Annotated in this window: 19 protein-coding genes; 13 read left to right on the plus strand and 6 right to left on the minus strand. The window is 42.8% G+C overall.

Annotation, left to right across the window (positions count from 1 at the left end; genetic code table 11):
- Positions 1-52 precede the first annotated feature (52 nt).
- The 3 genes from OH460_RS26745 to ygfZ all read right to left on the minus strand — a co-directional run bounded on the left by OH460_RS26745 (position 53) and on the right by ygfZ (position 2,261).
- On the minus strand, positions 53-259 hold the full coding sequence (locus tag OH460_RS26745) for a DUF1107 domain-containing protein (RefSeq protein WP_008223967.1): 207 nt from the start codon (positions 257-259) through the stop codon (positions 53-55).
- 564 nt (positions 260-823) lie between these two features.
- Positions 824-1,285: an aminoacyl-tRNA deacylase gene (locus tag OH460_RS26750; RefSeq protein ID WP_198778527.1), complete on the minus strand. Its 462-nt coding sequence runs from the start codon at positions 1,283-1,285 to the stop codon at positions 824-826.
- A gap of 4 nt (positions 1,286-1,289) precedes the next feature.
- Positions 1,290-2,261 carry a tRNA-modifying protein YgfZ gene (gene ygfZ / locus OH460_RS26755; protein WP_270000144.1) on the minus strand — a complete coding sequence of 324 codons (972 nt, stop codon included), beginning with the start codon at positions 2,259-2,261 and terminating at the stop codon, positions 1,290-1,292.
- Positions 2,262-2,428: 167 nt separating this feature from the next.
- Here ygfZ and OH460_RS26760 point away from each other — a divergent pair, with 167 nt between their 5' ends.
- Complete coding sequence (locus OH460_RS26760; protein WP_004735374.1) at positions 2,429-2,689, plus strand: FAD assembly factor SdhE; 261 nt, start codon at positions 2,429-2,431, stop codon at positions 2,687-2,689.
- Entirely contained in the window at positions 2,637-3,065 is a 429-nt protein-coding gene (locus tag OH460_RS27385; protein WP_333482715.1) for a protein YgfX, read from the plus strand. The genes OH460_RS26760 and OH460_RS27385 overlap by 53 nt, the downstream gene beginning before the upstream one ends.
- A gap of 87 nt (positions 3,066-3,152) precedes the next feature.
- Here the strand turns inward: OH460_RS27385 and nadB are convergent, their stop codons facing one another.
- A complete protein-coding gene (gene nadB, locus OH460_RS26765; protein WP_008223964.1) occupies positions 3,153-4,769 on the minus strand; it encodes an L-aspartate oxidase in 1,617 nt (538 codons plus the stop codon).
- Positions 4,770-5,158: 389 nt separating this feature from the next.
- Between nadB and rpoE the strand changes: the two genes are divergently transcribed.
- From rpoE to acpS, 11 genes are all read left to right on the plus strand, one after another.
- Positions 5,159-5,737, plus strand: a complete 579-nt coding sequence (gene rpoE, locus OH460_RS26770) for an RNA polymerase sigma factor RpoE (protein WP_008223963.1) — start codon at positions 5,159-5,161, stop codon at positions 5,735-5,737.
- A gap of 26 nt (positions 5,738-5,763) precedes the next feature.
- Positions 5,764-6,387 carry an RseA family anti-sigma factor gene (locus OH460_RS26775; RefSeq protein ID WP_270000145.1) on the plus strand — a complete coding sequence of 208 codons (624 nt, stop codon included), beginning with the start codon at positions 5,764-5,766 and terminating at the stop codon, positions 6,385-6,387.
- Positions 6,384-7,346 carry a sigma-E factor regulatory protein RseB gene (rseB, locus tag OH460_RS26780; protein ID WP_061032435.1) on the plus strand — a complete coding sequence of 321 codons (963 nt, stop codon included), beginning with the start codon at positions 6,384-6,386 and terminating at the stop codon, positions 7,344-7,346. Before OH460_RS26775 ends, rseB begins: the two co-directional genes overlap by 4 nt.
- Positions 7,343-7,813 (plus strand): SoxR reducing system RseC family protein, encoded by a 471-nt coding sequence (locus OH460_RS26785; RefSeq protein WP_004739029.1) that lies wholly within the window; start codon positions 7,343-7,345, stop codon positions 7,811-7,813. Before rseB ends, OH460_RS26785 begins: the two co-directional genes overlap by 4 nt.
- A 132-nt stretch (positions 7,814-7,945) precedes the next feature.
- Positions 7,946-9,739, plus strand: a complete 1,794-nt coding sequence (gene lepA / locus OH460_RS26790; RefSeq protein ID WP_008223960.1) for a translation elongation factor 4 — start codon at positions 7,946-7,948, stop codon at positions 9,737-9,739.
- A gap of 97 nt (positions 9,740-9,836) precedes the next feature.
- Positions 9,837-10,733, plus strand: a complete 897-nt coding sequence (gene lepB, locus OH460_RS26795) for a signal peptidase I (RefSeq protein WP_270000146.1) — start codon at positions 9,837-9,839, stop codon at positions 10,731-10,733.
- A 26-nt stretch (positions 10,734-10,759) separates the two neighbouring features.
- Positions 10,760-11,437, plus strand: a complete 678-nt coding sequence (gene rnc, locus OH460_RS26800; RefSeq protein ID WP_004739034.1) for a ribonuclease III — start codon at positions 10,760-10,762, stop codon at positions 11,435-11,437.
- A complete protein-coding gene (era, locus tag OH460_RS26805; RefSeq protein ID WP_008224485.1) occupies positions 11,430-12,401 on the plus strand; it encodes a GTPase Era in 972 nt (323 codons plus the stop codon). Before rnc ends, era begins: the two co-directional genes overlap by 8 nt.
- Before the next feature lie 105 nt (positions 12,402-12,506).
- The gene (gene recO, locus OH460_RS26810; protein ID WP_032498827.1) at positions 12,507-13,235 is read left to right on the plus strand and encodes a DNA repair protein RecO; all 729 of its coding nucleotides are present in this window, start codon (positions 12,507-12,509) and stop codon (positions 13,233-13,235) included.
- On the plus strand, positions 13,232-13,969 hold the full coding sequence (pdxJ, locus tag OH460_RS26815) for a pyridoxine 5'-phosphate synthase (RefSeq protein WP_270000147.1): 738 nt from the start codon (positions 13,232-13,234) through the stop codon (positions 13,967-13,969). Before recO ends, pdxJ begins: the two co-directional genes overlap by 4 nt.
- A gap of 57 nt (positions 13,970-14,026) precedes the next feature.
- Positions 14,027-14,407, plus strand: coding sequence for a holo-ACP synthase (acpS, locus tag OH460_RS26820; protein WP_004739039.1), 381 nt, complete (start codon positions 14,027-14,029; stop codon positions 14,405-14,407).
- 584 nt (positions 14,408-14,991) lie between these two features.
- On the opposite strand, the gene OH460_RS26825 is transcribed toward acpS, so the two are convergent.
- The gene (locus tag OH460_RS26825) at positions 14,992-17,106 is read right to left on the minus strand and encodes a peptidase domain-containing ABC transporter (RefSeq protein ID WP_270000148.1); all 2,115 of its coding nucleotides are present in this window, start codon (positions 17,104-17,106) and stop codon (positions 14,992-14,994) included.
- Positions 17,106-17,551: HlyD family efflux transporter periplasmic adaptor subunit (locus tag OH460_RS26830; RefSeq protein ID WP_270000149.1), on the minus strand; the 446-nt coding region annotated here is incomplete at its 5' end. The genes OH460_RS26825 and OH460_RS26830, both read right to left, overlap by 1 nt.

A 17,551-nucleotide genomic window follows, 5' to 3' on the forward strand; every position in this document is an offset into this window, starting at 1 on the left:
AGGGTTGGCAATAAGCCAACCCTTTTTGTTTGGAATCTTCTAGATAATCAGATTATGCGTAAGCACAGCGCAGCTTCATAATTTCACTATTTATTTCTTTCACTGTTTGAAAGTGGCGTTGCTCTGCTCGATCTGGCAGGACTAACTTGCCGTTATCAAACTCAAATTTCCCTACGCCGTAAATGTAGATTCGTCCTTTGAAAAGTCGACTTACATGTTTAGCAATCATACTCGGTGTATAGCGCTTAAACAGTCTCATTCTTAATTATCCTTATATTTACCTAGCCTGCACATTATAGAAAAACTCCGGAAAAATAATTGTGATAAGCATGGAGTAATATGCAGTAGCGTTGACGTTAATTAGATATTTGTGCTGTTCTAAGCACTTTCTACAGTAAATATCTATTTTTACGTGAGCTCCTCCCCAAAATAATACTGAGTAGTGAACTGCCGTGAACTTTCCTGTTCGGTATTAAGCAGTGTTAATGTGACAAGTATAAGAATAGGCGGGATTTTTTTGTTTGTGTAATCAAATTGTAAAATTAAGACAAAAAAAAAGCCCGTCTAAAACGGGCGAATAGTCACAGATGCATTACACAAAAGTGGATACTGATGTTACTCAGTGGATTCACTTGTACTGATTTGCCTAGGGGGCTAGTCAGTAAATCCACAATAACGCAGTTTTTTACTTGTGACTACTTATGCTTTAATTTTGATTAAATATTTAACTTTAATCTATTTATCTTATGACGAACTTCACAATAAATATGTATCTAGTGAAAACTGGAATGTGACTTTGCGATCAGTTACTGCTTTGATCTGATCATCGGCTTATCTCTGTAATGATAGGCGCGCATAGGGCTATGAGATCATCGGGATCCAGAGCAATACCTGCCATTCGATCCCCAGAGCTGATGGTCACCGTCGAATTGTTTTGAATCGAAGGATCAAAGATGATCGGCATGTGCCTCTTTAATGCAAGAGGGCCAACACAACCTATCTTAAAACCAGTGATGGACTCTACATCGCTTAGCGGAACACAAGTCATTCGGCGGCAATTTAAAATTGAGCGCACTTTCTTTGGGTCGACCGAGCGATCACCAGCCGTACAGGCTAAGGCGTATTGATTGCCCATGTCTTTGAGTAGAATGCATTTCACCATTTGAGAGGGGTCGATGCCTCGCTCTTGTGCGGTTTCTTCGATGCTGGTGGTTGGCTTGCTTTGCAGCAGCAGGCGATAGTTTACCTGCTGCTGATCGAGCCATTGTGTAATCACTGTTTCCACGTAATTACTCGTCGTCAAGACTGTAAGGCAGTGGCAGGATATTCCAGATTTGATCAGGTTGTGCTGTCAAACGCAGTTGAACATCGTCATCCAGGTTATTCGGCAGAACCATTAGACCAATCGCTTGGTTGTCAGCAAATTGATATACGTTGATCAGTCGACCTGCACCACGCCAGTTTTCACCCACGCTACGCTCTAGCTCAATAGGGTTCTCTAGTGTTAGCACTTCCGCAGTCGAACCAGAAACAATGCGCATTTCACGTTTGTTCATGCCACGGTACTTAGCGCGAGCTACTGTTTCTTGCCCCGTGTAACAGCCCTTGGTGAAGCTAATGCCACCAATCGCTTGCAGGTTAAGTGCCTGAGGGATGTGCTCATTTTGCTCTGCTTTGGTTAGGTGAGGCTGAGCATCGATAATTTCATGATACTGCCATAGCGCCTCTGAGACTTTCTCCGCAGAACTGCTAGTGACCAAAGCTTCTGCAGCTTGTTCTGTTACAAGCAGAGCCCAGCGGTTTTCTGCGACTTGAACGGCTGTACCGCCTGAAATCGCACGAACTTTACCTTGGCTCTCTGAAATTGAGTCTATGTATTGATCCGCAGCTGCGCCCATCACACCGATAACCACATCGCTGGTTTGCTCAATATCGACTTTAGAGAAGACAGCGTATTTTTTGATTTCTACGAGCTCAACTTCAATCGCAGACTTAGGCTGCATAAGCGCATAACCACCGTTGTGGTGGAATAGGCGGAAGATACTCCATACCTTTCCTTTTGCATCACAGTGGGCGCCTAATGTGGATTCATCATTAGGAAGAGTCACGACGTCGCACGTTACTTGACCTTGTAGGTACGATTTTTTGTCGTCGCCTACCATGGTAATTGCACTCCAGTCTGACACATGTGTCATCATCAGTTCTGGAAGCGAATCATTTTGCGTATGAGCGTGCGGCTGAAAGGTGTTTTTCCAATCCATTTTATCTTTCCTAAGAATTTTATTTGGCTCTATGTTAATCCTGTTCTGTTTCTTTGTCAGCCTAGGTTTTTTTGTGAGCTGAGATAGGGACTGTGACCCACATAGTAGTTGCAGAGCGTATGACTTGTTACACTCCAAGAAAGAAAAATTATAGGTGAGGATAGCCAATGTACACTGCAGAGCAGAAAGCACGAATTAAATGGGGTTGCCGTCGCGGCATGTTAGAACTTGATGTAGTCATCATGCCATTTTTCGAAGAGTGTTTTGATTCATTGCAAGAGCAGGAACAGCGCGAGTTTGTTTCTTTACTAGAGTGTGATGATCCAGACTTGTTTACTTGGGTGATGGGCCACGGCCGCAGTGAAAACCTAGGTCATGCATCAATGGTTGATAAAATTGTCGCACACAACCTCAGCAAGGTTCGTTAAGCTCCAGCTTAACCCTTCGCATTTCGCATTATTAACAAAAGGCACTGTTTTCGGGTGCCTTTTGTTTTTCATCGTTGTCTCTTCTATTCCACTGGCTGTCAGCCTTTATTGTCTTTATTTATCCTTCAATCTGTTTCGTGCCAATCATATGCTTATCACCAGTGCTCAAGGGCGTTTTGATTATAAGGGTGATGGTGAGGTGCGGCTTAATGATCAGCTTTACAAGTTAAAGTCCGTCGACCAGATTTGGGCGCAATTCTTTATAACATTACGATTTGAATGCGGTCACTCGGTACTGTTATGGCGAGACAGTTGCCAAGATCAAGAATATCGGCACTTTTTGGCGAACTTACAACGAATGCGTTCGCTCAGCTAAAGTAATCGATGAGCCGTGAGATAAAAGAAAAGGGAGCACTAGGCTCCCTTTCATTTGATTACTTTCATTGTTGGTGAATGCGCCAGATTACGATTGACGTTTCTCTGGTGTCAGAATCGTTGGGCCACTGTCTTCAGCAAGCTCTGGGTAATCCAATGTATAGTGCAGGCCGCGACTCTCTTTACGTTGCATTGCACAGCGAACCATTAGCTCAGCGACTTGAAGTAGGTTACGCAGTTCTAGAAGGTTGTTCGACACCTTAAAGTTGCTGTAATACTCGTGAGTCTCTTGCTGCAACATCTGAATACGACGCATTGCGCGCTCAAGACGTTTGTCTGTACGTACGATACCCATGTAATCCCACATGAATAGACGAAGTTCATGCCAGTTGTGCTGGATAATAACTTCTTCATCACTGTTAGTGACTTGGCTTTCATCCCATGCTGGAAGTTCAGCACACAACTGAGATTGTTCAATGTTCTCAACGATATGTTTTGCTGCCGACCACGCGTAAACCACACATTCTAGTAGTGAGTTTGATGCCATACGGTTCGCACCGTGCAGTCCAGTGTAGCTAACCTCACCAATCGCGTAGAGGTTTTGCAGATCCGTTTGACCATCTTTATTGACCATCACACCACCACAGGTGTAGTGCGCAGCAGGAACAATCGGGATCGGCTCTTTAGTCATATCGATACCCAAGTCCATCAAGCGAGTGTGGATCATTGGGAAGTGCGCGGTGATGAACTCTTCAGGTTTGTGGCTGATGTCGACGTACATGCAGTCTGCACCTAATCGCTTCATTTCGAAGTCGATTGCGCGAGCAACCACATCTCGAGGCGCCAATTCACCACGCTCATCGAAGTCCTTCATGAAACGTGTACCATCCGGGCGACGCAGGTATGCGCCTTCGCCACGTAGCGCTTCCGTTAGTAGGAAGTTACGCGCTTCTGGGTGGAACAAGCAGGTTGGGTGGAATTGGTTGAACTCTAGGTTTGCTACACGACAACCTGCACGCCAAGCAATAGCAATGCCATCACCAGAAGATACATCTGGGTTAGACGTGTATTGGTATACTTTTGATGCGCCGCCAGTAGCAAGTACAACAAATTTAGCGCGTACGGTTTCTACGTGTTCTTGGTTACGGTTCCAGATGTAGGCACCGATAACCTTGTCTTTCGAACCACCAATTTTATCTTCAGTGATCAAGTCAAGCGCGTTGTGGCGCTCGAAGATCTCGATGTTCGGGTGATTCTTGACGTTATCTTGCAGTGAAGTTTGCATTGCCATGCCGGTTGCATCGGCAGCGTGCAGGATTCTTCGGTGGCTGTGTCCACCTTCACGAGTTAGGTGGTACTTAGGTTGACCATCAGTGCTGTTCTCATCTTTATCAAATGGAACACCGCCATCAATCAGCCATTGCACACACTCTTTAGCATTCTCAGCAATGAATTGAACTGTATCTTCTTCACATAACCCAGCCCCGGCAATTTGAGTATCTTCAACGTGAGACTCAATACTGTCAGACTCATCGAACACCGCAGCGATACCGCCTTGTGCGTAATACGTCGATCCTTCGCTGCGTGGTCCTTTGCTTAATACAATTACTTTTGCATGTTCTGCTACGCGTAAGGCTAATGACAAGCCTGCCGCACCACTTCCTACCACTAATACATCACACTGATGTTCACGGTTTGCGTTCATAAAACTTATTAAATCCCGGGCTATAGTCGAGTTGTCCACTCTCAATTGACTTTGTCTTGTTTTAGGAGTTGAGGTAAGACTGTTATAATCTCCCCAGAGTCGTCCTAAAACGCTATGCAAAATCAAGATATAGACAGCTATCTAGAAATATTTAATTGCTCAATACCATTGCTTTTGCTCAAGTTTCCCCAAATTGATAGGGATAGCTATTTTTATTACATCACATTGTGAAACAATAATGGCAAATAATTTTAAGAAAGTTGGAACTTTCGGTATTTGACTTAGTCACAATAGTGCTCTTGTAGACGGTGGTGTCAATACTACATTTCGCATAATTAGTACCCATATCTGTGAAGGTGAGGGTTATAACAATAGGAGTACCCGCTCGAATGAACGAGCAGCTAACCGATCAAGTGTTGATTGAGCGAGTTCAGAGTGGAGATAAGCAAGCATTTAACTTACTAGTGGTTAAGTATCAAAACAAAGTTTGTAATCTTATCTCTCGATACGTGAATAATTCCGGTGATGTACCTGATGTAGCACAAGAAGCTTTTATTAAAGCTTACCGCGCGATACCTAATTTTCGTGGCGAGAGTGCCTTCTATACATGGTTGTACCGAATTGCCGTGAACACCGCTAAGAATCATATCGTTGCCCAGAGCCGTAGGCCTCCCGCAACGGATGTAGATGCAGAAGATGCTGAATATTACGAAACAGGCAGCGCGTTAAAAGAAATATCGAACCCTGAGAACTTAACGCTGTCAAAAGAATTGAAACAAGTTGTTTTTGGTGCGATTGAAGCGCTACCAGAAGACTTAAAAACTGCAATGACGCTGCGTGAGCTTGAAGGTTTGAGCTACGAAGAGATTGCAGAAGTAATGGATTGCCCTGTAGGAACCGTACGTTCGCGTATTTTCCGAGCTCGTGAAGCGGTGGAAAAGAAAATTAAACCTCTTTTACAACGCTAGAACTTGTAATAATTATGGTGAAAATAATGGCTGATAAAGAAAAGCTTTCGGCACTCATGGATGGTGAAACGATCGATAAAGCTCTCATTGTAGACCTAGAATCTGATCAAGAAAGCATGAATACCTGGCAGAGTTACCACTTAATTGGTGACGTTATGCGTGGGGATGCGCCAGAAACTAAAAATTGGAATATTGCTGGTAGTGTGGCAGCAGCGCTTGAAGATGAGCCTGCACACAGTGCAATGCCAAACCTGCACCAAGTGAATGTTGAACCTACTGTTGCTCCAATTGAAGAGCAACCAAAGCCTCAGCAAGCGAAGCGTCAGCTTCCTGCGTGGTTACAACAGTTTGGACAAGTTGCTGTGGCAGCGTGTGTTTCATTAGCAGTTGTATTAGGTGTTCAACAATATGGTGGCAGCGACCCAGCGGCACCAGAACAGTTACCTGTACTTCAGACGATTCCATTTGCAGGATCGGCTGAGCCAGTGAGCTTAACGCGTGACTCTGTAGAGAGACCGGCTTCTGAAGCAAACTTGCAAGAGCAGCGCAAACGCGTTCATGCAATGCTAGAAGATTATGAGCTACAACTAAGATTAAACAGTGATGCGTCGCCTATGGAAGATGCACATCTAGAATCGGACATTGAATGAAGAAAATCCTGGTCAGTGCACTGACACTGTTCAGCTTGATGTCTCCAACAGCCTTTGCAGAGGAAACAACTGCAAAGGCGTTGTTGCATCAAATGAACGAGGCCAGTCAGCATCTAAATTACGAACTCTCTTACATACTGATCAAGAAGAGCAGTATTGAACCTCTTGTTTATCGCCATGCGGTTAACGACGACCAACAACTCGCACACCTTGTTTACCTGAGTGGCCCTGTTCGTGAAGTGATTCGTCGCGGTAATGAAGTGAGCTACATTGAACCGGGTACAGAGCCGTTTACGATCCAGTCAGGCAGCATGGTTGCTCCTGTTATTCCGATGATCAATCGAGATATCGAATCCCTGAATCAGTACTACGACTTTGTAAAAGTTGGGCGTTCTCGTGAAGCGGGCAGCACTACTCAAGTGTTACGCGTAGTGCCAAAAGATGGCCTTCGTTACTCATACGTGGTTTGGGTAGACGAGAAAACCAGTCTTCCTTTACGTGCCGACTTATTAGATCGTGATGGTGAAATACTGGAACAGTACCGAACTATCTCTTATGTCGTGAACGATAAAATCGCTGAAGCCATGGGTGGCTTAAACCAAGCGCAACTGCCGAAGGTTTTATCATTACCTGAAGGTTTGGTGAGTGAGACCGACTGGCAAGCTTCATGGGTGCCAGAAGGGTTTAAGTCAAAAGAATTGAGCCGTTACCAAATGGCTGCGACCGATAAAATGGTCGAGAGTCAGCTTTTCAGCGATGGATTATTTAGCTTTTCGGTATACATCGCCGACAAAGACGAACACTCATTGAAAGGCCAGTTGGTACGTCAAGGACGCAGAACCTTGCACAGCTTAGTGATTGGCGACAGAGAGGTATCTGTCGTGGGTGATATCCCGCCAGCGACAGCTAAGCGTATCGCTCAATCTGTGACTTTCAATAATCAGGTATCAGCGCAATGATGACCGCGCTGGCTACCGTTAGCTCAGTTGAACAAAAAGGTAAGCAATACTTTGTTCAACTGAGCTGCGAACAACAAACCAGTTGCAGCAGCTGCTCTTCACAAAAAAGCTGCGGTACTGGTATTGTCACCAAAGCGGTTGGCAACAAATCCTTGTTTTGGCAATTAAAAACCAAAAGCCTTGTGAAAGCGGGTCAGATTGTAGAAATCGGCTTTCCTGAAAAAAGCCTACTTCAGTCTGCAGCTATTGTTTATCTCATCCCACTTTTCATGTTGATGATTGGTGCTGGCATTGGACAACTCTTGTTACAACCCTTACTTCAAGGGGGCGAGGGGATTGTTATACTGAGCGCAGCCCTATTTACAGCTGGTGGTATTGCTTTAGCGAAGCGACTCGCTAAACCGATGGAAGACAAATCCAAGCAAGAAGTCGTATTGATTCGAATCCTAGGTGAGCCACTCGTCTAATTTATGATGCGTCTTGCTGCTAAATTGGGTAGAATCTGCCAACTTGATTGAAATGCCGCCACCGTTAGCTATTTTTAAATAGTTTTGCGGCTTTCTTACCGTCCTAATTTAAAGAGTTTGTCACACCAAATTATGAAGCACATTCGTAACTTTTCGATTATCGCCCACATCGACCATGGTAAGTCGACCCTATCTGACCGTCTAATCCAAGTTTGTGGAGGATTAAGCGATCGTGAAATGGCTGCACAAGTCCTTGATTCGATGGATCTTGAGCGTGAACGTGGCATCACCATCAAATCTCAGAGTGTGACACTAAACTACACCGCAAAAGATGGTGAAACTTACCAACTTAACTTCATCGATACTCCGGGACACGTTGACTTCGCATACGAAGTATCACGTTCTCTTGCGGCTTGTGAAGGCGCACTATTGGTTGTCGATGCTGGTCAAGGTGTAGAAGCTCAGACTCTAGCAAACTGTTACACAGCGATCGAAATGGATCTGGAAGTTGTGCCAATCCTCAACAAGATTGACCTTCCAGCAGCTGATCCAGAGCGCGTATCTGAAGAGATCGAAGAGATCGTAGGTATCGACGCGATGGAAGCAACGCGCTGTTCTGCGAAAACAGGTATCGGTGTAGACGATGTTCTAGAAAATATTGTTTCAGCAATTCCTGCTCCAGAAGGCGATCCTGAAGCGCCACTGCAAGCGCTGATCATCGATTCTTGGTTCGATAACTACCTTGGTGTTGTTTCTCTTGTTCGTATCAAGAACGGTTCTCTGAAGAAGAACGACAAGATCAAAGTAATGAGCACAGGCCAAGTTTGGGGTGTAGACCGTCTAGGTATCTTCACACCGAAACAGGTAGATACTACTGAACTAAATACTGGTGAAGTAGGTTGGGTTGTTTGTGGTATCAAAGACATCCTAGGTGCACCGGTTGGTGATACGCTAACACTGGCTAAAAACGGCTGTGAAAAAGCGCTACCAGGCTTTAAAAAAGTAAAACCACAGGTATACGCGGGTCTGTTTCCAGTATCATCTGATGATTACGAAAACTTCCGTGATGCGTTAGGTAAACTAAGTCTGAACGATGCTTCTCTATTCTACGAGCCAGAGAACTCAGCAGCACTTGGTTTTGGTTTCCGTTGTGGTTTCTTGGGTATGCTTCACATGGAGATCATCCAAGAACGTCTAGAGCGTGAATACGATCTAGACCTAATTACAACTGCGCCAACTGTAGTATACGAAGTTGAAAAAACAGACGGCACTCAACTGTATGTTGATAGCCCAGCTAAGCTGCCTGCTATCAATGATATCAACGAGATTCGTGAGCCGATTGCACGCTGTAATATCTTAGTACCTTCTGACTACCTAGGTAACGTAATCACACTGTGTGTTGAGAAGCGTGGTGTTCAGGTTGATATGATTTATCACGGCAACCAAGTAGCGGTTGTATACGATATTCCAATGGCTGAGGTAGTACTGGACTTCTTCGACCGTCTGAAATCAACGTCTCGTGGTTACGCATCACTGGATTACAACTTCCAACGCTTTGAAGCATCAAGCATGGTTCGTGTAGACGTACTTCTAAACGGTGACACGGTTGATGCACTTGCGATGATTACACACAAAGATCAATCGCAAACTCGTGGTCGTCAGCTTGTAGAGAAGATGAAAGAGTTCATCCCTCGTCAAATGTTTGATATCGCGATTCAAGCGGCTATCGGTAACCACATCATCGCTCGTTCTACAGTGAAACAACTGCGTAAGAACGTAATCGCGAAATGTTACGGTGGTGACGTGAGTCGTAAGAAGAAGCTTCTGAAGAAACAGAAAGAAGGTAAGAAGCGTATGAAGCAGATCGGTAACGTAGAGCTGCCTCAAGAAGCATTCTTAGCAATTCTTCACGTTGGCAAAGATTAACTTTATCCAGCGTTAAACGAATAATTGAAAGTGAAAGGGTAGCTCGCTATTCTTTCACTTTCGTTATTTTTAAAGAAATGAAATTTAAGGGATATCAATGGCTAACAAATTTTCGCTCTTTTTAGTGCTCTTAACTTTAGTGACTGGCATTGTGTGGGCATTGGAAAAGTTTGTGTGGGCGAAGAAACGCCAACAAAAGCTTGCTGATGTGGAAGCACAAACGAATGGCCTAGACGCTGAAACCAACGCAAAAGTTACGGCTCAGCCTTGGTGGGTAGAGAATAGCGTGTCCATTTTCCCGGTAATTGCATTTGTTTTGATCTTGCGTTCGTTCATCTACGAACCGTTTCAAATCCCTTCTGGCTCGATGATGCCAACGCTTTTGGTTGGTGATTTCATCTTGGTAGAGAAGTACGCGTACGGTCTTAAAGACCCAGTATGGCGCACTCAATTGGTAGAAACAGGCAAGCCAGAACGTGGTGATTCAATCGTATTTAAGTACCCGCTAGATCCAGATGTTGACTTCATTAAACGTGTTGTTGGTCTGCCAGGTGATATTATTCGTTACAGCAGCCGTAAAGAAGTCTGTATCCAAGCGAAAGGTACAAGTAGCTGTAAACCAGTGAAATTAAGTAATGTTGAAGAAAGCCAATTTATTCAAGATGGTGTGCCTCTGATTCAACTGAATGAACAGCTTGGAGATGTAGAGCACCAAATCTTAGTTAACCCATTGCGTCGTAATCGTGTGCAATCGTATCAGCCTCGTCCTGGTGTTAACGAATGGGTCGTTCCAGAAGGGCAATACTTTGTGATGGGTGATAACCGTGACAACAGTAAAGACAGCCGCTTTTGGGGTTTTGTCCCTGAAGCAAACCTTGTTGGTAAGGCTGTTGCTATTTGGATCAGTTTCGAATTCGAACGTGGTTCAGACAGTATACTTCCAACATGGATTCCTACTGGTGTGCGTTTTAATCGCATCGGTGGGATTCATTAATCGATCAATTAACACATCGAGAGAGCATGAATTCTCCAATTGATAAACTAGAAAGAAAGATTGGCTATCAGTTCAATGATGCCGATCTTATCCACTTGGCGCTGACTCACCGCAGCGCCGCTGGTAAACATAACGAACGTCTTGAGTTTCTGGGCGATTCAATTTTAAGTTTTGTTATCGCTGATGATCTATACCACCGTTTCCCCAAGGTAAACGAAGGTGATATGAGCCGTATGCGTGCAACATTAGTACGTGGTCATACATTGGCAGAACTAGGTCGTGAATTCGAGCTAGGAGATTACTTAAAATTAGGTCCAGGTGAGTTGAAGAGTGGCGGTTTCCGTCGTGATTCTATTCTAGCGGATGCTGTTGAAGCGATCATTGGCGCTATCTATCTAGATAGTGATACCGAGACGGTTCGCGGCATTATTTTAAGCTGGTACCAATCTCGCCTAGAAGCTATTCAGCCTGGAGTATCTCAAAAAGACCCGAAAACTCGTCTTCAAGAGTTCTTACAAGGTCGAAGAAATCCTCTACCAGTCTACACAGTGACTAATATTAAAGGTGAAGCACACAACCAAGAGTTTACGGTTGAGTGTGAAGTGGCAGGTGTGGATAAACCTGTTATCGGTAAAGGCACTAGCCGCCGCAAGGCAGAACAAGCGGCTGCTGAAACAGCATTAGAGCAACTAAGCAATGTCTGATAACAACCAAGAATTCGATATCGATGCATTCTTTTCATCTGATAGCAAACAACCTAGCCTACCGGAAAACCAACACTGTGGCTTCATCGCTATTGTAGGTCGCCCAAACGTAGGTAAGTCGACGCTTCTGAACCATATTCTGGGACAGAAGATTTCTATTACATCACGTAAACCACAGACCACACGTCACCGTATTATGGGCGTGGAAACTGAGGGGGATTACCAAGCGATTTTCGTGGATACTCCTGGACTTCATATTGAAGAAAAGCGTGCCATCAACCGCTTGATGAACCGTGCAGCAAACAGCTCACTGAGTGATGTGAACCTAGTATTCTTCCTTGTCGACGGTACTCACTGGACCGAAGACGATGAGATGGTTCTGAACAAGCTGAAGAAGACTGACTTCCCAGTTGTACTTTGCATCAACAAAGTAGATAACGTTCAAGACCGTACTAACGTGATGCAGCACATGATGGAAGTCTCTAAGAAGATGGACTTCATTGATGTTGTGCCAATCTCGGCGAAGCAAGGTAAGAACATTGATGTACTGCGTAAGCACGTACGTGAACACTTACCTAAAGCGACACACCACTTCCCAGAAGAGTACGTGACGGATCGCTCGCAACGCTTTATGGCATCTGAAATTATCCGTGAAAAGCTGATGCGCTTTACGGGTGATGAGCTGCCTTACTCGGTAACGGTTGAGATCGAACGTTTCGACTACAACCCAGATAACGATGGCTTCCACATCAACGCACTGATTCTTGTTGAACGTACTGGTCAGAAGAAAATGGTGATTGGTAAAGCGGGCGAGAAGATCAAAACGATTGGTCGCGAAGCACGTATCGATATGGAAGAGCTATTCGGTCGTAAGGTTTACCTAGAGACTTGGGTTAAGGTTAAATCTGGTTGGGCTGATGATGAACGTGCACTTCGTTCACTAGGCTACATCGACGATCTATAATCTAGTTTGAACTTCACTTTCCTCTACTGGATGTGAAAGTCAAAATAGTGAGTTTAAGAGAGAGTGCGAACTCTCTCTTTTTGTATCTGTAAGAAGGATAAATCATTGAGCGAAGGGTTACAGCGATGCTTTGTATTGCACCGTAGGCCATATAGCGAGTCGAGCTTGATACTGGATATTTTCAGTGAAGAGTTTGGTCGTGTAACGTTGATGTCGAAAGGTGCTCGTAGCAAGCGTTCTAATTTAAAAGGAGCGTTGCAGCCTTTTACGCCTCTACTACTCAAGTGGTCGGGGAACAGCTCAATGAAAACACTGCGCCAAGCTGAGCCTATCAGTTTAGGTTTGCCTCTCACTGGCATTAACCTCTACTCCGCAATGTATGTGAATGAGTTGATTGGTCGAGTGCTGATGGCTGAAGTACCAATGCCTGCTCTTTTTCACGACTATCTTCATGCTTTAACAGAGCTGGCGCATAATGAAAATCCAGAGCCAGCACTGCGTCGCTTTGAGTTGGCATTGCTATCTGCCATGGGTTATGGCGTCGACTTTTTACACTGTGCGGGTACCGGTGAACCGATTGATCCAACAATGACTTATCGCTACCGAGAGCAGAAAGGTTTCATTGCTTCAGTGCGACGAGACAACCTGACTTTTATGGGCGATGAACTTATTGCGATCAGCGAACGTAGGTTTATCACTAAAGAGCAGTTAAAAGCGGCAAAACGCTTTACACGCATAGCCTTAAAGCCGTATCTTGGCGGCAAACCATTAAAAAGTAGAGAACTGTTTTTGCCAAGAGCAGGTCTCTCTAGAGCACGGAGTATTGGAAAATGAGCTCAATCCTTTTAGGCGTTAATATCGACCATATAGCAACACTACGTAATGCACGTGGTACTAAATACCCAGATCCAGTACACGCAGCTGAAATTGCTGAGCGCGCTGGTGCTGACGGCATCACCATTCACCTGCGTGAAGACCGTCGTCACATCGTTGATCGCGATGTTCGTATTCTAGCTGAAACTATCCAAACTCGCATGAACTTAGAAATGGCAGTGACGGATGAGATGGTTCAGATTGCACTTGATACTAAGCCTGAGTTTGTTTGTCTTGTTCCTGAAAAGCGTGAAGAGCTAACTACTGAAGGCGGCTTGGATGTGGTTGGTCAACTAGATAAGATCAAAGCAGCAACGCAAAAGCTGTCAGAAGCAGGCATCAAGGTATCTCTATTTATCGATGCTGACCGCGAGCAGATCGACGCAGCAAAAGCGTGTGGCGCACCGTTCATTGAGCTTCACACTGGCCACTACGCTGACGCGAAAACAGAAGAAGACCAACAAGACGAGCTGAAAAAGATTGCTGCCGGCGCAAGCTACGCAGACGATCTTGGTATTACTGTGAATGCAGGTCACGGTCTGACTTACCACAACGTGGCGCCAATTGCGGCACTGCCAGAAATCTACGAGCTAAACATCGGTCACTCAATCATGGGACGTGCAGTCTTTGATGGCTTGAACAAAGCCGTAGCTGACATGAAAGCTGTAATGGAAAACGCGCGTAACAATATCTAGCTTATTAAATATCTAGCTTGTTAAGTGGCATCATCAAAAAGTAGTTAAAGGGTAATCATGGCTGTTGTAGGGCTTGGGACAGATATCGCGGAAATTGAACGTGTTGAAAAAGCATTATCACGCAGTGGTGAGGCATTTGCTCAGCGTATTCTTACGGATTCTGAATTTGAAGTGTTTCAGCAGCTCAAACAAAAAGGTCGCTATCTCGCTAAGCGCTTTGCAGCTAAAGAAGCAGCATCAAAAGCGCTGGGTACAGGCATCGCACTGGGTGTTACTTTTCATGATTTTGAAATCTCAAATGATGAGCATGGTAAGCCGGTGCTGAGCTTGCACAATAAAGCTTTAGAGATTGCGCAAGCGAGTGGCACAACTTCGATTCACCTGACTATTTCAGATGAGCGTCATTACGCGGTAGCGACAGTGTTATTTGAGTCGTAAATGGACTTCTGCTTTTCGTATATAGAAACACATACATTGAAAAGGAGTAGAATTTTTTAGCTTTGATGTTTGTAAGTTAAAAATCGTTAATGTCCTTTTAGAGACTGAGCTGCACAGTAACAAGGCCTCTTTTTACTGTTTTATGTAAACATCGTTCTCTTTTTCGGACGTTTTACCTAAGAAACATAAAAATCCGATTGTTAAAAGAACATTCGGATTTTCCCACTCTTGGTGCAGCTTTTAACCAATCACTTTTACTTGGCGGCTCTCCATTAAGACAGAAATATCAGCTTTCAAACTAATGTATAGCTTTCTCTGCAATAGAGATAGTCACACATGAGAATGTCCCAGTCATCCATTACAGGATCTACTCCTTGAGGTTTCTCTCTCATCACTGCTTCTGTTGTGATCACAATACCAACAACTGATTCTGCGATTTGTAGTGACAGAAAGCAGAATCAGCTGGACCTAGGTTATCCATTGCAACCATGCCGCGTATAATCATAGTTATACTCGCCAGAGATCTTAGTGAAGTTACGATCCAAGGCTGCAAGTAAGCAATAGTAAATTATATCCCTTTTCTATTAGTCAAGATAAAAGACTCTATCAGCACTAGATATAGTTTGTTCTCTATGGGCAATAAAAATAGTTGTCATCGACTTTTCTTTTAAGTTTGAGTTTATCATATACTCATTATGCATATCTAAATGACTTGTAGATTCATCTAAACATAATATCGTTGGTGTTCTGTACAAAGCTCGAGCTAAAAAAATCCTTTGTAACTGTCCGCCGGAAAATACACTTCCCATATCTCCAACTTGAGTATGAAACTGCATAGGTAGCGCACGTATTTCTTCCAATATACATGCTGTTCTGCAGCATTCAATAAGATTTCCCTCATCATAACTTTCATTGCTTAAAGTGATATTATCACCTAGAGAGCCCATAAAAAGTGTATCATTCTGCATTACTGCAGCAACATGATTTCTGTATGAACTTTTAGATATCGTACATATATCTACTCCATCTACATATACACTACCCTCAGTTGGTTTAAGTAAACCTAAGATTATTTTCATTAACGTCGTCTTACCACAACCAGAAGCACCAGCTATTGCAAAGGATTCTCCTGGCCTAACTTCAAATGAAATATCTCTAAAAACCCAGTCAGATTTACTTGAATATTTGAATCCAAGACGATCTACACGAATATGCCCCTTTAGAGCGGTTAAAGCTTGAAGACTCTCGAAACTCTCTTCTTTTTCCTCTAGGGCGATATCAGATAACCTTTCAAGATGCAAACTAAGCATTTTGAAAGAAAACCATTTTGAAATAAGAGCTGAACAGCTTGATGTAAACTGCTGTTTATAGGCTATGAAAGCTAAAAGCATACCGACTGAAAGGTTTCCTTCCATTACAATACTAGCTCCAATATAGACAATAAGTATGGACTCTAAGCTAGATATAAAACTACTAATAGCGCCTTCTGTAATACCTAACTTTCCTTGTTTTATTCTTGAGTTAATAATGTCTGAAGATATATTTATCCAGTCGTTCAAACGATTACACTCTAAGTTAAATAGCTTTAAGGTTTGTATCCCCCGTATAGATTCAAGAAATAATGAATCTTCTGATGCTCCAGTACTAATTATTTCTTCTTCCAATCTTCTGTTAGGGTAGTAATATAGTAATTGGACTAAGAATGACATTAATATGCTTAATAGAACGATACTACTTAAAATAGGACTATAGATATACATTACAATTAAAACAATAAATGTCATAAAACCATCTATTACTCCTTCTACAAAGTCATTTGTAATCATAGTTTGTATTGCACTCAAAGAGCCGAAACGAGAAACAATATCCCCAACATGACGTTTCTCAAAGTAGGAAATTGGCAAGTTAAGCAAATGATTAAAAAGATTTGCTCCCATTTGAAGACTCAATGAGCTACTGATTCTAATAACTAACCACCCTCTAAATGAACTAACGGTTATACTGACTAGTAGTAGTAAAGAGAATCCAATAGCCAAGATCTTTAAAAGTGATTCGTCATTGTTGATAAGAACATTATCAACCACCCATTGCATGTAGTAGGGGGTGAGTAATCCAATAATTTGAATTATGACAGTTAAAGTTAGTAAGGAAATTAAAGAAGTTTTTAATCCTAAAATATTACTCCAAAGTTGATTAATCTTCATAACAACCTTTGAGTCTTCTTTTTTGAAATCAGAATTAGGAGATGCTTCTAATACAACACCCGTAAAGGAGTTACTGAACTGTTCTTCAGTTAGTACCCTTTTTCCTAGAGCTGGGTCATTAATGTAATACTTTCCATTTTTATATCCAGTAATTACAACGTAATGATTAAGATCCCAATGTAAAATGCATGGAAAACTTAGCTTAGAAATATCATTAAGACTACATTTTAATGCTCTTGTTGATAAATTTACACACTTAGCTGTTTCTATCACATCGAATAAACGCATACCATAGCTATCTGTAAGGCTAAATGTTTTTAATGATTGTATGTTTATCTTGTGACCATAATAAGATGAGATCATTGCTAAACAAGCTAATCCACAATCTGATAATTCCGATTGTAAAATTAATGGTACCGGTTTGAAACTATTGAAATTCAATAGACTAGTGGTATTTTTAAGTATTTCTTTGATGTTCATAGGTTTCTGAATCACTATAATTTACCTTTTAACGCTAATACCGGTTCTAAAACCCACTCAAATAATTTTCTCTTTTCCATAATAATATCCACATCAGCGATCATCCCTACTTTTAGCGAGAACTTTTTTCCATAAGCGGATATGAATTGACTATTTAAGCTAGCTTTTACAACATACATTGCTTCATCAGTTTTTATTGGTATTCGCTTTTCATTGGGTAGTAAGAGTACCTTGTCAACATGTATAATCTTTCCCTCCAACATGCCAAATTTTTGATAAGGAAAGGAATCAAACCTAATTTTCACCTTATCTCCTAATTTTATAAACCCAGCTGATCGTGTTGGTACAAGCAATTCAATCTCTAAAGGGGAATCTATCGGTATGATACTGAGGAGTGGAGAGTGCTCGCTAACACTTAATCCTTTGTGTATTTGCACTGCTGTAATAAATCCTGAATCGG

This window comes from Vibrio sp. Makdt (assembly GCF_027587015.1).
GTDB lineage: Bacteria > Pseudomonadota > Gammaproteobacteria > Enterobacterales > Vibrionaceae > Vibrio > Vibrio chagasii_B.

Excerpts from the sequence above, each read along its gene's own strand:
- OH460_RS26745 (WP_008223967.1), bottom strand. The coding sequence starts at position 259 with ATGAGACTGTTTAAGCGCTATACACCGAGTATGATTGCTAAACATGTA.
- ygfZ (WP_270000144.1), bottom strand. The coding sequence starts at position 2,261 with ATGGATTGGAAAAACACCTTTCAGCCGCACGCTCATACGCAAAATGAT.
- OH460_RS26760 (WP_004735374.1), top strand. The coding sequence starts at position 2,429 with ATGTACACTGCAGAGCAGAAAGCACGAATTAAATGGGGTTGCCGTCGC.
- OH460_RS27385 (WP_333482715.1), top strand. The coding sequence starts at position 2,637 with ATGCATCAATGGTTGATAAAATTGTCGCACACAACCTCAGCAAGGTTC.
- nadB (WP_008223964.1), bottom strand. The coding sequence starts at position 4,769 with ATGAACGCAAACCGTGAACATCAGTGTGATGTATTAGTGGTAGGAAGT.
- rpoE (WP_008223963.1), top strand. The coding sequence starts at position 5,159 with ATGAACGAGCAGCTAACCGATCAAGTGTTGATTGAGCGAGTTCAGAGT.
- OH460_RS26775 (WP_270000145.1), top strand. The coding sequence starts at position 5,764 with ATGGCTGATAAAGAAAAGCTTTCGGCACTCATGGATGGTGAAACGATC.
- rseB (WP_061032435.1), top strand. The coding sequence starts at position 6,384 with ATGAAGAAAATCCTGGTCAGTGCACTGACACTGTTCAGCTTGATGTCT.
- OH460_RS26785 (WP_004739029.1), top strand. The coding sequence starts at position 7,343 with ATGATGACCGCGCTGGCTACCGTTAGCTCAGTTGAACAAAAAGGTAAG.
- lepA (WP_008223960.1), top strand. The coding sequence starts at position 7,946 with ATGAAGCACATTCGTAACTTTTCGATTATCGCCCACATCGACCATGGT.
- lepB (WP_270000146.1), top strand. The coding sequence starts at position 9,837 with ATGGCTAACAAATTTTCGCTCTTTTTAGTGCTCTTAACTTTAGTGACT.
- rnc (WP_004739034.1), top strand. The coding sequence starts at position 10,760 with ATGAATTCTCCAATTGATAAACTAGAAAGAAAGATTGGCTATCAGTTC.
- era (WP_008224485.1), top strand. The coding sequence starts at position 11,430 with ATGTCTGATAACAACCAAGAATTCGATATCGATGCATTCTTTTCATCT.
- pdxJ (WP_270000147.1), top strand. The coding sequence starts at position 13,232 with ATGAGCTCAATCCTTTTAGGCGTTAATATCGACCATATAGCAACACTA.
- acpS (WP_004739039.1), top strand. The coding sequence starts at position 14,027 with ATGGCTGTTGTAGGGCTTGGGACAGATATCGCGGAAATTGAACGTGTT.